Source organism: Mycobacterium sp. (assembly GCF_036490025.1).
Lineage (GTDB): Bacteria > Actinomycetota > Actinomycetes > Mycobacteriales > Mycobacteriaceae > Mycobacterium.
The window spans coordinates 1-14,679 of record NZ_DASXEP010000058.1 but is presented as its reverse complement, the minus strand read 5'-3'; the positions used below and the strand labels follow the sequence as shown (position 1 = coordinate 14,679).

14 protein-coding genes, 1 pseudogene and 1 riboswitch are annotated in these 14,679 nt (G+C 67.4%); of the genes and pseudogenes, 11 read left to right on the top strand and 4 right to left on the bottom strand.

Annotation, left to right across the window (positions count from 1 at the left end):
• Positions 1 to 385, bottom strand: a pseudogene (locus VGG53_RS06725) (hypothetical protein); the annotation flags it as partial.
• Between the two features lie 479 nt (positions 386 to 864).
• On the opposite strand from VGG53_RS06725, the gene VGG53_RS06720 reads away from it, so the two are divergent.
• Both VGG53_RS06720 and VGG53_RS06715 read left to right on the top strand, forming a co-directional pair.
• A complete protein-coding gene (locus VGG53_RS06720; protein ID WP_331517241.1) occupies positions 865 to 1,272 on the top strand; it encodes a YidH family protein in 408 nt (135 codons plus the stop codon).
• 6 nt (positions 1,273 to 1,278) lie between these two features.
• The gene (locus tag VGG53_RS06715) at positions 1,279 to 1,611 is read left to right on the top strand and encodes a hypothetical protein (RefSeq protein WP_331517239.1); all 333 of its coding nucleotides are present in this window, start codon (positions 1,279 to 1,281) and stop codon (positions 1,609 to 1,611) included.
• A gap of 262 nt (positions 1,612 to 1,873) precedes the next feature.
• Here VGG53_RS06715 and VGG53_RS06710 read toward each other — a convergent pair whose 3' ends face one another.
• Positions 1,874 to 3,445: a Na+/H+ antiporter gene (locus tag VGG53_RS06710; protein ID WP_331517238.1), complete on the bottom strand. Its 1,572-nt coding sequence runs from the start codon at positions 3,443 to 3,445 to the stop codon at positions 1,874 to 1,876.
• Between the two features lie 120 nt (positions 3,446 to 3,565).
• Here VGG53_RS06710 and VGG53_RS06705 point away from each other — a divergent pair, with 120 nt between their 5' ends.
• Positions 3,566 to 4,786 carry an MFS transporter gene (locus VGG53_RS06705; protein WP_331517237.1) on the top strand — a complete coding sequence of 407 codons (1,221 nt, stop codon included), beginning with the start codon at positions 3,566 to 3,568 and terminating at the stop codon, positions 4,784 to 4,786.
• Positions 4,787 to 4,794: 8 nt separating this feature from the next.
• Here VGG53_RS06705 and VGG53_RS06700 read toward each other — a convergent pair whose 3' ends face one another.
• Complete coding sequence (locus tag VGG53_RS06700) at positions 4,795 to 6,138, bottom strand: PPE family protein (RefSeq protein ID WP_331517236.1); 1,344 nt, start codon at positions 6,136 to 6,138, stop codon at positions 4,795 to 4,797.
• Positions 6,139 to 6,379: 241 nt separating this feature from the next.
• A riboswitch (Fluoride riboswitch) is annotated at positions 6,380 to 6,441 on the bottom strand.
• A 143-nt stretch (positions 6,442 to 6,584) separates the two neighbouring features.
• On the opposite strand from VGG53_RS06700, the gene VGG53_RS06695 reads away from it, so the two are divergent.
• From VGG53_RS06695 to VGG53_RS06670, 6 genes are read left to right on the top strand one after another with little or no spacing between them, the layout of a single operon-like run.
• On the top strand, positions 6,585 to 6,953 hold the full coding sequence (locus VGG53_RS06695) for a YraN family protein (RefSeq protein WP_331517234.1): 369 nt from the start codon (positions 6,585 to 6,587) through the stop codon (positions 6,951 to 6,953).
• Entirely contained in the window at positions 6,953 to 8,464 is a 1,512-nt protein-coding gene (locus VGG53_RS06690) for a YifB family Mg chelatase-like AAA ATPase (protein WP_331517232.1), read from the top strand. The genes VGG53_RS06695 and VGG53_RS06690 overlap by 1 nt, the downstream gene beginning before the upstream one ends.
• Positions 8,461 to 9,594 carry a DNA-processing protein DprA gene (gene dprA / locus VGG53_RS06685; RefSeq protein WP_331517231.1) on the top strand — a complete coding sequence of 378 codons (1,134 nt, stop codon included), beginning with the start codon at positions 8,461 to 8,463 and terminating at the stop codon, positions 9,592 to 9,594. The genes VGG53_RS06690 and dprA overlap by 4 nt, the downstream gene beginning before the upstream one ends.
• 48 nt (positions 9,595 to 9,642) lie before the next feature.
• A complete protein-coding gene (locus tag VGG53_RS06680; protein ID WP_331517230.1) occupies positions 9,643 to 10,491 on the top strand; it encodes a siderophore-interacting protein in 849 nt (282 codons plus the stop codon).
• Between the two features lie 39 nt (positions 10,492 to 10,530).
• Complete coding sequence (locus VGG53_RS06675; protein WP_331517229.1) at positions 10,531 to 11,691, top strand: alpha-hydroxy-acid oxidizing protein; 1,161 nt, start codon at positions 10,531 to 10,533, stop codon at positions 11,689 to 11,691.
• A 32-nt stretch (positions 11,692 to 11,723) separates the two neighbouring features.
• A complete protein-coding gene (locus VGG53_RS06670; RefSeq protein ID WP_331517228.1) occupies positions 11,724 to 12,626 on the top strand; it encodes a tyrosine recombinase XerC in 903 nt (300 codons plus the stop codon).
• A 3-nt stretch (positions 12,627 to 12,629) separates the two neighbouring features.
• Here VGG53_RS06670 and VGG53_RS06665 read toward each other — a convergent pair whose 3' ends face one another.
• Positions 12,630 to 13,121 (bottom strand): M23 family metallopeptidase, encoded by a 492-nt coding sequence (locus tag VGG53_RS06665; protein ID WP_331517243.1) that lies wholly within the window; start codon positions 13,119 to 13,121, stop codon positions 12,630 to 12,632.
• 257 nt (positions 13,122 to 13,378) lie between these two features.
• Here VGG53_RS06665 and rpsB point away from each other — a divergent pair, with 257 nt between their 5' ends.
• Both rpsB and tsf read left to right on the top strand, forming a co-directional pair.
• On the top strand, positions 13,379 to 14,245 hold the full coding sequence (gene rpsB, locus VGG53_RS06660; RefSeq protein ID WP_331517227.1) for a 30S ribosomal protein S2: 867 nt from the start codon (positions 13,379 to 13,381) through the stop codon (positions 14,243 to 14,245).
• A gap of 106 nt (positions 14,246 to 14,351) precedes the next feature.
• The coding region (gene tsf / locus VGG53_RS06655; protein ID WP_331517226.1) for a translation elongation factor Ts at positions 14,352 to 14,679 on the top strand (328 nt) is incomplete at its 3' end.

Here is a 14,679-nt window from a genome sequence, read left to right as displayed (position 1 = left end):
TCGTGGCCGCGGAGCCCGGGGTCCGGCTGACGGCTTCGGCGATCTTGTCGGCGGTGCGGTCATGCAACACCAGTCCAAGGGGCCCGTATGCGCGGCGCGGCATCAGCATCGTCACATGGGTGTCCGGATGTTTGTTTCGCTCAGTGATCGGCAGCAACAAAGCAAAAGCGGCCATGCCGGCAGCGGGCACCAACTCAAGCAAGACTTGTTCGGGGCCATAACATGTCGAGGAGATCGGGTCAGGCGCCACCGCGCCCAGGGCCACCGGCGTCGACAATCTCTCGGACTGCAGCTTCGCAGAGACCAGCGGCTGCCCCAGAAAAGTTCGCTTGACCACCTGAGCGAAGGGCACCGGTATTGCCCGCCCGCTGTCCGTTGCTGTCACAGCGAATGCGTTACCCAGATTGAGCGAATCCAACCTGGCAATAAGCTTCGGCGCCACTGACGTTCAGAAGTCGCCGAGCCGGGACCCGTCAAGGTCAAGATCGCGTTCGATTGTGCGCAACAGGATCGCGTTGACGCGGCCGTCGCGTCGTTGATCCAGCACCTCGGAACGCTCGACACGCAGCAGCGTCAGCCGTAATGCGATGTATTTTTTCGTCTCGTCGGCGACAGCCGATTTCTACTCATTCGGACCAGGTGCCTGGAGGCGCCGAGTCCTGGCCTCGCAGAAGGCAGGTACCGATTTGGTGGCGTCATTCCTGTCGTCTACCGTCGCGGTGGTTGTCCAGCCACGCCAACGCGATGCGGGCTGCGCGCAGCCAGGTCCTCTTCTCTGCACTTGCCTCAGGATTACTGCACCGAACAAGGTTGCGCAGTCAGATCTCGTTGTAGGTCGCCAACATACGGGGCTATCGTGCCTGGGTGGCAAGCAACGAGGTGATGGCCTTCGAAAGCGACCCGGAGCGCGGTTCGCGCTTCCCGCGCGGGGTCTATGACGTGGGCCGTGAGCCCGACCCCCTTTACAGCCTGGCCAACGAACGTACCTACCTGTCGTGGCTGCGCTTCGCGGTGACCCTGCTCGCAGGCGCCGTCGCCATCGACCGGCTCCTCCTCGAACACCCCTGGGTCGGGAGCGAGATCCCCGCCTTGGGGCTCGTGGCGATCGCCTTCGGCACCTGCGGCCTCGGTGTGCAGCGCTGGTTGGTGACCGAGCGCGCACTGCGGCGGCGCCAGCCGTTGCCCGGCTTCGGCGCCCCGATGCTCGTCTTCGCGGCCATCCTCCTCGCGGGAGTCGGTGTCATAGTCCTCGTCCTCGTGCCACGGGGCTGAGCCTCGATGAACACCAAGCCGCAGAGACTGTGGGGGGAGCAATACCCGTTCGAGCGGAACCACCTCCAGCGCACAATGACGCTGATCGGGCTGGGCGGCGTCTTCGCCGTCACCCTAATCCTTTTCGTGCACGCCGGCGTCAGCACTATCCTCGGGATCTCGCTCATCTGCGCCGGCATCCTATCCGCGCTCGCGGCGGTGTCCCGACACCAATACGTCCGCGAGACTCGCCACGGGTTCGTCATCCTCGAGACCCGCGGAGGCTCGTTCGTGCTCGGCTCATCGCTCGCGTTCGCGGTCGTCGGCGTGCTCGTTGCGCTGCTGGTCCTTCTCGAGTGAGAGCCAATGACACCATCTGGAAGATGCGCCGATCATTCATCGTCCGGACATGACGACGCGGCCGCAGCGTCGCCGCGATGGTTTTTGCATGTGATTTCACCGCCGGTGGGATCGAACTCGCGATTACCGCAACGCCTCTGCTTCGGTCGTTTGACTTCGTCGATGCCGCCGTTTCGGGGAGTAAATTGGCGACGAGTTAGTTGCGAATGAGGCTGAAATCTATTTGTTCTCGTCACGGCTTCCTCGATCCTCACCGCAACGCTCAGGAGCCGCTGAGCCTTGCCTCTTCGAGGTCGAAGTCCCGTTCGATGGCGCGCAACACTGTCGCGTTGATTCGGCCGTCGCGCCTCAGCTTCAGCAGTACTGACCGCTCGACGCCGATCAGTTTCAGCCGCAACGTCCGGTACCGCTCCGTCTCCTGGGCGTCGTCGGAGTCGTCGTCACCGGGCGGGCCGAGCTGCAGGCGTCGCACCTTCGCCTCATACAGCGTCCGGGCAGACTTGCTGGCCTCATCGGCGGCGTCAGCGTGCTGGTGACCGTCCAGCCACGTCAAGGCGCCGCGGGCCGCCTTCAGCCGGGCCTTGTTCTCCTCGCTTCCGAAATCCTCAGCTCTCAGGCCGAGTCGACGCAGCAGCCAGGGCAGGCTGGTGCCCTGAATGAGCAGGCTCGCCACAATCACCGATGCGGCGACCACGATCACCAGATCGCGATTGGGAAACGGCCTGCCGTCGGCGAGTCGCAACGGGATGGCCAGCGCGGCTGCCAGCGACAAGCCGCCGCGCATGCCGGCCCACGCAACTATCACGCGTTCTCGCCACGCCTGCGCCTCGGTTACGTGCCCGAACAATCTGGCGGTGGCTGGTCCGGACAGCATCCACACCAACCTCGATGCGACCACCACGACAACCACGGCTACTATCACCGCCACGACCCGCGCCGCGGGTATGCCCGGAATCCAGTGCAACGACCGCACGAGCTGCATGCCGACCAGGGTGAAAAGCAGGGCATTCAGCAAGAACACCAAAACGTCGAGAAAGGCGAAGGCCTGCAATCGCGCGCCCGGCGCGTAGATGGCACTGAGGTGTGAGCCGATGTACACGCCTGCGGTCACCGTAGCCAAGACCCCGGAGAGGTGAGCGCCTTCGGCGAGCACATAGGTGAGGTACGGCGTCACCAACGACACGGTGATCTCCAGCAACGAGTGATCGATCCGCCGCCGTACCTGCACGCCCAGCCAGCCGACAGCGAGTCCCAGCGCGGCACCACCCGCCGGAGCGGCAAGCAGTGTCACGACCAGCGGCCCGGGCCTAATTGCCCCGACCATCGCGGTGCCCACCGCGCCGGTATAGAGCACTAACGCGGTGCCGTCGTTCGTCAGGCCTTCGCCTTCGACGATTGTCGCCAGCCGCTCCGGCACGTCCAGCCGCGCGAATACGGAGGTCGCCGCAACCGCGTCCGTCGGCGCCACCACCGCACCGGCCACCAGGGCTACCGCGAGCGGCACACCTGCGATTCCCAGCAGCACGCCGGCGACTACCGCCATAGTGACCACCACGAGTCCCACCGACAACAGACCGATCGGCCGGGCACTGGCCCGAAGGTCATCTGGCGCAATGAAATACGCTGCGTAGTACAGCAGCGGCGGCAGAAACACATAGAACACGACTTCGGGTGCCAGCGTCGGCACGTTGACCCACGGCAGCCAGGCGAGAATCGCGCCGACCGCTACCAGCAAAACGGGATATGGCACGCCGACACGGTCGGCTAGCCACACCGCGGCGATGGCTGCCAGCGGTCCGCACAGCAGCAGGGCACCGTAACCTGCCGGATTCACAACCGCACCTCCCAATGTCGCGGCCGGGATTGCTGAGCCGCCCAGCCGATATGTTGATAGGCGAACCCAGCGTAATGGCCCGGTGAGCCGTGTCACTGAGATCATGATCGGAGAACGGGTGTGACCATTGACGACCGCTGGCTTACTCCCGGTGTCGGTGCAGTCGGAGCGGCGAGCTTCTTCTCCGATTCTGGCCATGAGATGACGACGTCGGTGCTGCCGGCATTCCTCACCGGCACGCTGGGAGCCTCTGCGGCGGCACTGGGCGTGATCGACGGAATCAGCGACGCCCTGATCGGTGTGATGAAGTTGATCGGCGGCCCGTTGGCCAACGACCCGCACCGACGGGCAGGGATCGCGTCTGGTGGTTATCTCGGCACTGCCGTGGCGACCGGCGCGATCGGCGCGGCGGTGACCGTATGGCAGGTCGGTGCGCTGCGGGCGATCGCCTGGCTATCCCGAGGTTTACGATCTCCGGCCCGCGACTCGATACTGGCTTCGCTCAGCCCGGCGTCGGCACAGGGAAGGGCTTTCGGGCTCGAAAGGGCGGGCGACAACCTTGGCGCGGTCGCGGGTCCATTGCTGGCGGCCGGCTTGGTGAGCTGGGTTGGTGTTCGGCCGACGTTGTATCTGGCCGCGCTTCCCGGATTGTTCGCGGCACTGGCAATCATCGTGGCCGCACGCGAGTCCCGGCTCAAGGCGCGTACCGGTGGCGGGTCCTCATCACGTCGGCTTGAGCTGCGCGCGTTGAGGGATGCCGGGATGCTTCGTGCGCTGGTGCCGATACTGCTCTTCGAGTTCGGCAACCTCGCAACGACGCTGCTGATATTGCGCGCCACCCAGCTGCTGACCTCGCAGCATCGATCGGTTGCGACGGCGAGCTCCGTGGCGATTCTGCTCTACGCCGGGCACAATGCGGTCGCGACGTTGGCTTCGCTGGGCGCCGGGCGGTGGTATGACCGGGTCGGCCCCCGGCGGGTGTTCGCAGCGGGCGCCGCTGTCTACGTCATCGCCTATGGCGCGTTCGCCGCGGGTTTGCACAGCGCGATTGCCGTGGCGCTGGCTTTTGCGGTGGCGGGGGCGGGAACCGGACTTGCTGAGCCCACTGAATCAGCAGTGGTGGCGCAGCTGCTTCCGGACAGGCTGCGCGGCAGCGGGTTTGGAGTGTTAGGGGCCGTGCAGGCGACAGGCGACATGGTAGCGACAGTCATCGCCGGGTTGCTCTACACGCTCGCCTCGCCAACGGTGGCTTTCGGCTACGCGGCTGCGTGGATGGTCGCGGCGACCATCGCTTCGGGCGTGCTGCGTAGGCCGGCCCATTCGATCGGGTCTGACGGCTAATCGCTGCATCACCAAAGGAAGCGTTTTTTCTGCTGCGTCACCTCCTCGGCGGTCATCAGTCCGGACTCGGCCAGCTTGGCGAGCAGCGATTGCGCCCGGGTGGCAAGCTCGCGCAACTCGATGGCGATCTCGGTTACCGCCTCGTTCGGCGGCCGCTGCGGCGGCTTCGGGTTCTCCCGTGGTGTCATCCTGATCCCCTGATCGGTGCGCGCCGGGGCAGCGGTGCCGGCGACGGCTCGCCCGGTCGCACCGGCAAGCGCCATTTCGGCGAACAGGTTTCCGGAAGTAGCCGAGGCGATTTCAGGAGCGGCCGCGGCGCTGGCAATCGGCATCGTGTAGGCGAGCGGGCGGATTTCGGGCGCTGCGACCGTCCACGCCGACGGCACCGTCAGCCGGCCGACCGTCGTCGACTGGCCAAGTCCGGCGGACACTGATGACGGCGCCGCGTCCGACGGTGAGCCGACGCTGCCCTGGCCGCCGAAGAACCAGTCCGGCAGCCTGGCCGCGCCGGGGCCATAGCCGGTATACGGTCCCTTGCCCTGCGCGAAATCACGGTCGGCATTGATCAGAAAACCGCGATAGTTCGTTCCCACCGACGTGAATGACGCCGACGCGCTCGTCGCCGACGCGGTGGCGCTTGTCGTCGCGATCGGTATGTCCACGGCCGTCAAGGGAATGATGATCGCTGTCAGCAACGTCAGCAGCGACGCGGGATCCACCGCCGCCGGTGCCGCGGCAAGCCCTTGCAGCGCCTGGGGGACCACCGACATCAGCTGCGGGCCGTTCGACACGATCGACTGCCCTGCCGCGGCGCCTTGGCCAACCGGGTTAGTGGTCGGCGGGGGAGAGCTGAACGGCGTCAACGTCGTTGCCGCCGCCGATGAGCCCGCGTAGCCGTACATCGCGGCGGTGTCCTGGGCCCACATTTCGGCGTAGTCAGTTTCGGTGGCCGCGATCGCCGCGGTGTTCTGGCCGAGCACGTTGGTCGCGATCAAGGCCATCAGCAGGCTGCGATTGGCCGCGATCACCGTCGGGGGCACCGTCATCGCGAACGCGGCCTCATAGGCCGCCGCGGCGGCTTTGGCCTGCGTAGCGGTGTGCTCGGCCTGCCCGGCGGCCGTGGTCATCCAGTCCAGATAGGGTGCGGTCGCTGCGGCCATCGACGCCGACGACGCGCCCAGCCACGGCCCGCCGGTCAGCTCGGAGATCGTCGATTGATACGACGCCGCCGTGGATTGGAGTTCGGCGGCAAGCCCGTCCCAGGCCGCCGCGGCGGCCAGCATCGGCCCCGCTCCGGGCCCTGCATACATTCTGCCGGAGTTTACCTCCGGTGGCAGCATCGCGAATTCCATTGCCGGACCCCGTCTTAACTCGCTGCTATGGCGTTGGCGGCTTCGGCGGCGTTGAGCGCCTCCGGTTGCGTCGCGACAAGTGACATCAGTATTCCTTTCGATAGATCGACATGGGCTGATGATCCGCGCCGAACGGCATGCAGCGGCGTGAATGCCGTTCGGCACTAAGGGAATTCATCGAATACGCCGCGCGATCAGGGGCTTTTGACTCACTGTCACACCCGCCTTCTAACCCAGAACACCACGGGTAGAAGCCATCAGCCGGTACGGCGGTTAAAGGCGAGCTTCATCGCCTGAACGCGATGCTAACGGCGGCTTAACCACAGGTCAACGAGGCGCGCGAGCCGATTGTGGATTACCGCGCAACTGGGGATAACCGACGGCAGTGCCGCGGCGATCGGCGCACGGTGGATATCCGCGTCGGTGCGCTGTCGCAGGGTGGCGGCATGACGATGTTGACACGAGCCGAAATCGGAGCGCTCGGTGAGCGATTGGCCGCCGATCACCTGACCGGATTGGGGCTGCGGATCCTGACCCGCAACTGGCGCTGCCGCTACGGCGAGCTGGACGTGATCGCCGTCGACCCGATCACCGACACGGTGGTGTTCGTCGAGGTGAAAACCCGCACCGGTGACGGCTTCGGTGGACTCGCGCAAGCGGTGACCGCGCAGAAGGCGCGCCGGCTGCGCCGACTGGCTGCGATCTGGCTGGCCGGTCAGGACCGGCGCTGGACGGCGGTCCGCATCGACGTGATCGGAGTGCGGATCGGCCGACGCCGCACCCCGGAGATCACCCACCTGCAAGGCATCGGCTGATGGCGCTCGGGCGGGCGTTCTCGGTAGCGGTGCTGGGGTTGGACGGCGAGATCGTGGAGATCGAAGCCGACATCACCTCAGGTCTGCCGGGCGTGCATCTGGTGGGCTTGCCTGACGCCGCGCTGCAGGAGTCACGCGACCGGGTCCGCGCCGCCATCACCAACTGCAACAACCAGTGGCCGATGTCGCGTCTGACGCTGGCGCTGTCACCGGCGACACTGCCGAAAGTGGGCTCGGTGTACGACCTGGCGCTGGCGGCCGCGGTGCTGTCGGCACAGCGCAAGACCCCGTGGCGACAGCTGGAAACCGCGGTGGTGCTGGGCGAATTGGCGTTGGATGGACGGGTCCGACCGGTGCGCGGGGTGCTGCCTGCGGTGCTGGCCGCCAAGGTTGCCGGCTGGGGGGTCGCGGTGGTTCCGGTAGAGAACCTCACCGAAGCCAGCCTCGTCGACGGCATCGAGGTCTGGGGTGTGCGCACCCTGGCGCAGTTGCACGGCTGGCTCAGCGGTTCGGTTCGGCTCGACGAGCGGATCAGCGGGGTGGTTCCGGCGGCTGAGCCGCCCGCGGATCTGGCCGACGTGATGGGACAGGCCCAGGCTCGCTTCGCCGTCGAGGTGGCCGCCGCCGGAGCGCATCACCTCATGCTCACCGGGCCACCAGGCATCGGTAAAACCATGCTGGCGCAACGACTTCCGGGGCTGTTGCCGTCGCTGTCGAACAGCGAGTCGCTGGAGGTCACCGCGATTCATTCGGTGGCAGGCCTGCTGTCGGAGGCCACTCCGCTGATCACCCGGCCGCCGTTCGTGGCGCCGCATCACAGCTCCAGCGTCGCGGCACTGGTCGGCGGCGGTTCGGGCATGGCCCGGCCCGGCGCGGTCAGCCGGGCGCACCGCGGGGTGCTGTTTCTCGACGAGTGCGCCGAAATCGGGGTAAGCGCATTGGAGGCGTTGCGAACACCGTTGGAAGAAGGCGAGATTCGCCTTGCTCGACGAGACGGAGTGGCGCGCTACCCGGCCCGCTTTCAACTGGTTCTGGCCGCGAATCCGTGCCCTTGCGCGCCCGCCGACCCGCGTGACTGCATCTGCGCGGCGGCGGCCAAACGTCGCTATCTCGGCAGACTTTCCGGGCCGCTGCTCGACCGCGTCGACCTGCAGGTGGAGATGCACCCGGTGCGGATGAGCGCGTTCGCGACGACCGACGCCGAGTCGACGGCACAGGTCCGTCACCGGGTGACGTTGGCACGTGACGCGGCGGCGCAGCGTTGGCATGCGCACGGTTGCCGCACCAATGCCGAGGTCAGTGGAACATTGCTGCGGCGTCGATTCCGGCCCAGCAATGCGGCGATGCAGCCGCTGCGGACCGCGCTGGATCGCGGGCTGCTGAGCATTCGGGGCGTGGACCGAACTCTGCGCGTGGCATGGACATTGGCGGATCTGGCCGGCCGCACCGCACCCGGACGCGATGAGGTGGCCGTCGCGCTGAGCTTCCGTCAACCGGGAGCGGCGCGATGACCGATGTGACGCCGCGCGCCTGGGCCTATCTGTCGCGAGTCGTCGAACCACCGTGCGCCGAGCTGGCCGCCTTGGTGGGCCGCGTCGGGCCGGTGGAGGCAGCTGAGCGGGTGCGGCGCGGCGAAGTGGACGCGACACTGGCAGGTCGGACGCAGGCGAGGCATGAGATCGACCGGGCTGCAGAGGATCTCGAATTGCTTGCCCGACGCGGCGGTCGACTCATTTCGCCCGACGACGACGAGTGGCCGACGCTGGCTTTCGCGGCTTTCAGCGCTATTGAGGCCAAGCCGCAGGGCAGACCGCCGCTGGTGTTGTGGGCGCTGGGCCCGGCGCGACTCGACGAGACGGCGCAACGGGCCGCCGCCCTCGTCGGAACCCGGGCCGCGACCAGCTACGGCGAACAGGTCGCTGCGGACCTGGCGGCGGGTCTGGCCGAGCACGATGTCGCGGTGATCTCCGGCGGGGCCTACGGCATTGACGGCGCGGCTCACCGGGCGGCACTCGCGGCCGACGGCGTCACCATCGCAGTCCTGGCGGGAGGAATCGATATTCCATATCCCGCAGGGCATTCCGCGCTGCTGCATCGTGTCGGCATCGACGGGATGTTAGTCACTGAGTATCCGCCGGGAGTGCGACCGGCCCGGCACCGGTTCTTGACCCGTAACCGTTTGGTGGCCGCGTTTGCCGGTGCCGCGGTGGTGGTCGAGGCCGGTCTGCGCAGCGGGGCAGCCAACACCGCCGGATGGGGACGGGCGTTGGGCAGGGTCGTTGGCGCGGTGCCGGGGCCGGTGACCTCCTCGGCATCGACCGGATGTCATGCGCTGTTGCGCGCGGGCGCCGAGGTGATCACCCGCGCCGAAGACATCGTCGAGTTGGTCGGTCGCATCGGTGAGTTGGCGCCTGAACAGCCTCACCCGGCAACGCCGCTCGACGGGTTGGATGACGAGGAGCGGCGGGTGTACGAGGCGCTGCCGGGTCGCGGGGTCGCCACTGTCGACGAGATCGCCGTCGCCGCCGCGCTGGAGCCGGCACGGGTTCTGGCGCCATTGGCGATGCTGGAAATCGCCGGATTGGCCGAACGTCACGACGGCTGCTGGCGAATCGTCCGCAAACGTAGCCAACCGGCGTGACCGCGACGACTCGTATAGTCGAGGGTCAACGCTCAAAGGAGGAATCGAGTGCCCGGTCGACCAGTGCACACGCTCGAGGTAGTGCGTACCGAACACATTACGTCGCACATGATCCGAGTTGTACTCGGCGGCAACGGTTTCGACACCTTCACGCCCAGCGAGTTCACCGACTCCTACGTCAAGCTGGTCTTCCTCGCCGACGACGTTGATAAGGCCGCGCTGCCGCGTCCGCTGACGCTGGACAGCTTCGCCGATCTGCCTGCCGCCAAACAGCCGGTGGTGCGGACGATGACCGTGCGGCGGGCCGACCCGGCCGCCCGCGAGCTCACCATCGACATCGTGGTACACGGCGAGCACGGGACAGCCGGACAGTGGGCCGCGACGGCCGAGCCCGGGCAACCGATGTATCTGATGGGCCCGAGCGGGGCCTACGCGCCCGACCCGGCAGCCGACTGGCACTTGCTCGCGGGCGACGAGACTGCGCTGCCGGCAATCAGCGTTGCGCTAGAAGCGTTGCCCGGCAATGCAATCGGTCAAGTGTTCATCGAGGTCGCCGGGCCCGAGGACGAAGTCGCCCTGATCGCCCCGAAGGACGTCCAGGTCAATTGGCTTTACCGCGGCGGTCGAGCCGATCTGGTCGGGGAGGACCGAGCGGGCGACCACGCGCCGCTGGTCGAAGGCGTCAAAACCGCGTTCTGGCTTCCCGGACAGGTGCAGGCCTTCGTGCACGGTGAAGCACAGGCGGTGATGCACAACCTTCGACCGTACATCCGCAGAGATCGCGGCGTCGATGCGAAGTGGGCGTCCATATCTGGCTATTGGCGGCGCGGTCGCACCGAAGAGACGTTCCGTCAGTGGAAGAAGGAGCTCGCCGCAGCCGAGGCCACGGCTCACTAGGGCCTCGTCAGCCCGATCGCCGGCTGGCATGCTCAGCGCATGGCATTCGGCGACTATCAGAACGAGATCTACCTGCAAGGCCTGGCGGGAGTCGTCCCATCGCTCCCGATGGTCTTCGCGGAGTTGGAAGCCAAAGCCGAAACGGCGCTGCCGCCGTCGTTGTGGTCCTACGTTGCGGGTGGGGCGGGCGACGAGCGCACCCAGCGGGCGAACTGTGAGGTTTTCCAGCGATGGGGTCTGATGCCGCGGATGTTCGTCGGCGCCGCACAACGCGATCTATCGATCGACGTGTTCGGGCTGACGTTGCCGAGTCCGCTGTTCATGGCGCCGATTGGGGTGATTGCGTTGTGCGCCCAGGACGGCCACGGCGACCTGGCCACCGCGCGCGCTGCCGCCCGCACCGGGGTCCCGATGGTGATGTCGACATTGACGGAGGATCCGCTCGAAGATGTCGCCGCCGAATTCGGTGCGACGCCCGGTTTCTTCCAGCTCTACACCCCGACCGACCGTGAACTGGCCGCCAGTCTGGTGCACCGCGCCGAGGCCGCCGGCTTCAAGGGCATCGTCGTCACCCTGGACACCTGGGTCACCGGCTGGCGTCCGCGCGACCTGAGCACGTCCAACTTTCCGCAGCTGCGCGGAAAGTGTCTGAGCAACTACACCAGCGACCCGGTTTTCCGCGCAAGCCTGGCGCAAAGCCCCGAAGAGAACCCGCAAGGCGCGGTGCTGCGCTGGATTCAGCTCTTCGGCAACCCGTTGACGTGGGACGACCTGCCGTGGCTGCGTTCGCTGACCAAGCTGCCGCTGATCGTCAAGGGCGTCTGCCACCCCGACGATGCGCGGCGCGCCAAAGATGGTGGCGTCGACGGCATCTACTGCTCAAACCACGGCGGCCGGCAAGCCAACGGCGGGCTGGCCGCGCTGGACTGCCTGCCCGGCGTGGTGGAGGCCGCCGACGGTTTACCCGTGCTGTTCGACTCCGGTGTTCGCAGCGGCGCCGACGTCGTCAAAGCCTTGGCGCTGGGGGCGACCGCGGTGGGCGTCGGGCGACCCTACGCCTACGGTCTGGCGCTGGGCGGCGTCGACGGCATCGTGCACGTACTGCGGTCGCTGCTGGCCGAAGCCGACCTGACCATGGCCGTCGATGGCTACCCGACGCGCAAAGATCTCACTCCGGACACCCTGCGGCGCGTCACCTGAGTCATCACGCAGGTCTCTGCGACCGTGAGGTAGTGGAGGCGATCCTCGACGAGTTCGACAATTATCTGGAGCTGCAGTGCCTTCGCTCGGCGCATACCCGTCGCGCGTACCTGGGTGATCTGCGGTCGTTGTTCGCGTTTCTGGGCGAGTACGCCCCGGGTGGCGGCCTGCAGGGGCTGAGCCTTCCGATCCTGAGGTCGTGGCTGGCCGCCGGGGCGGGTGCCGGCGCCGCGCGCACAACGCTGTCGCGCCGCACCTCGTCGGTCAAGACGTTCACCGCATGGGCGACGCGACGAGGTCTGTTGGCCGGTGACCCCGCGACCCGGTTGCAGGTGCCCAAGGCGCGTCGGGCGCTGCCGGCGGTGCTGCGGCAAGACCAGGCTCTCGCCACCATGTCGGCGGCCAAATCTGGTTCGCAGCAAGGTGATCCGATGGCCCTGCGGGACCGTTTGATCGTCGAGTTGTTGTATGCCACCGGTATTCGGGTCAGCGAGCTGTGCGGCTTGGACATCGACGACATCGACACCGGGCATCGGTTGCTGAGGGTGCTGGGTAAGGGCAACAAGCAGCGCAGCGTGCCGTTCGGAGAGCCGGCGGCCGACGCATTGCACGGGTGGCTGACCGGCGGGCGCCCGGCTCTGGTCACCGCCGAATCCGGGCCGGCGCTGCTGCTGGGCGCGCGGGGCCGCCGCCTCGACGTGCGGCAGGCCCGCACCGTGGTGCACCAGACCGTCGCCGCGGTCGAGGGTGCACCCGACATGGGCCCGCACGGCCTGCGGCACACCGCGGCCACCCACCTGCTGGAGGGCGGCGCCGACCTGCGCGTCGTGCAAGAACTGCTGGGTCACGCCAGCCTGGCCACCACCCAGCTGTACACCCATGTGACGGTCGCCCGGCTGCGCGCGGTGCACGACCAGGCGCACCCGCGGGCCTAGTCGTCAACCGCGCAGCGGCTTGAGCCGAATCGGTGTGGATGTCAGCAACCCCAGCGGATCGACGTAGTCGGCACGGGCGGCCGGTCCCCACATCGCCCCCCAGTGCAGGCACGCCGAGACCGGGCAGCCCGGATGCCCGGCCGACAATTCACCGATCGCCGTCCCCGCGGTCACCGTTTGCCCGACCCGCACAGTGGCCCGAACAGGCTCGTAACTGGTGTGCAAACCGCCCGGATGGGCCAGCGACACCAGCGGCCGGCCGGCCAGCGTCCCGGCGTAGACCACCGTCGCGGTGCCCGCGGCGTAGACCGGCTGGCCCGGCGCGCCCGCCAGGTCGACCCCGCGGTGGCCGCGGTTCCAGTTCGGCGAGGGGGCGTCGAAGGCTCGTACCACCGTCGGCGGCGGCCGTAACGGCCACTGGAGTCGGGCCACGTCGCTTCGAGCCGGGATCGCGCAGAGCAGCGTCGCGGCGAGGATCGTCGTGGCCCATCGCACCTCGTCAGTCCACCGCGGTGCCGGCAAACCGGCCAGCCAGCGCTGTGGACAAAGCACCTGGCCGAACCGTGTAAACTGCTCTGCGCAGCCCGTAATACGAGCTGACTTCGCGCGTCTGCATCGCCGCTCCCGTTCCACTAGGAGTTCGCACCGCATGCCGGGCGGTCCCGTCCCACGACGGGTCCGGCATCGCAGCAGCCGCCAGGGCCCGGCTTCACCCGTCGCCGGGCATAAACCGACAAAAGGACATAGCCACAATGGCTGTTGTAACCATGAAGCAGCTGCTGGACAGCGGCACCCACTTCGGGCATCAAACCCGTCGCTGGAATCCCAAGATGAAGCGGTTCATCTTCACCGACCGCAACGGCATCTACATCATCGACCTGCAGCAGACGCTGACCTACATCGACAAGGCGTACGAGTTCGTCAAGGAGACCGTCGCCCACGGTGGGACCGTGCTGTTCGTCGGCACCAAGAAGCAGGCGCAGGAGTCCATCGCCGCCGAGGCCACCCGCGTCGGCATGCCGTATGTGAACCAGCGCTGGCTCGGCGGCATGCTCACCAACTTCTCCACCGTCCACAAGCGCCTGCAGCGCCTGAAGGAGCTGGAGTCGATGGAGCAGACCGGCGGTTTCGAGGGTCGCACCAAGAAGGAAATCCTCATGCTTACGCGTGAGAAGAACAAGCTGGAGCGCACCCTCGGTGGTATCCGGGACATGGCCAAGGTGCCCTCGGCAATCTGGGTCGTCGACACTAACAAGGAGCACATCGCCGTCGGCGAGGCTCGCAAGCTGAACATCCCGGTCATCGCGATCCTGGACACCAACTGCGACCCCGATCTGGTCGACTACCCGATTCCGGGTAACGACGACGCGATCCGTTCGGCCGCGCTGCTCACGAAGGTCGTCGCCTCTGCCGTCGCCGAGGGTGTGCAGGCTCGCGCCGCGCGTGCCACCGGTGATGTGAAGCCCGAGGCCGGCGCCGCCAACGAGCCGCTCGCCGAGTGGGAGCAGGAGCTGCTGTCACAGGCGACCCCGGCCGCCGACGAGGCCGCTGCGGTTCCCGCCGAGGCCGTCGAGGCCGTCGAGGTTCCGGCCGCGGAGCCTGCCGCCGCCGAGAGCTGATAGCACCGTTCGGAGATTTCACCGTGCCGGCCCTTCCTGTTCGGAAGCGGTCGGCATGGTGGCGCTAAAGACCTGATACCCACTCCCACGAAGGAGGCTCGCCAGGATGGCGAACTACACCGCCGCGGATGTCAAGCGGCTCCGTGAGCTCACCGGCTCCGGCATGATGGACTGCAAGAAGGCGCTGGAAGAAAACTCCGGTGATTTTGATAAGGCCGTCGAGTTCCTGCGCATCAAGGGCGCCAAGGACGTCGGCAAGCGCGCCGAGCGCGCCACTGCCGCCGGCCTGGTCGTCAGCTCGGCGAGCGCCGAGGGTGGCGTACTGGTCGAGCTGAACTGCGAGACCGATTTCGTCGCCAAGAGCGATGACTTCCAGGCTCTGGCCGCCAAGGTGCTCGAGGCCGCGACCGAGGGCAAGGTCGGCGACGTCGACG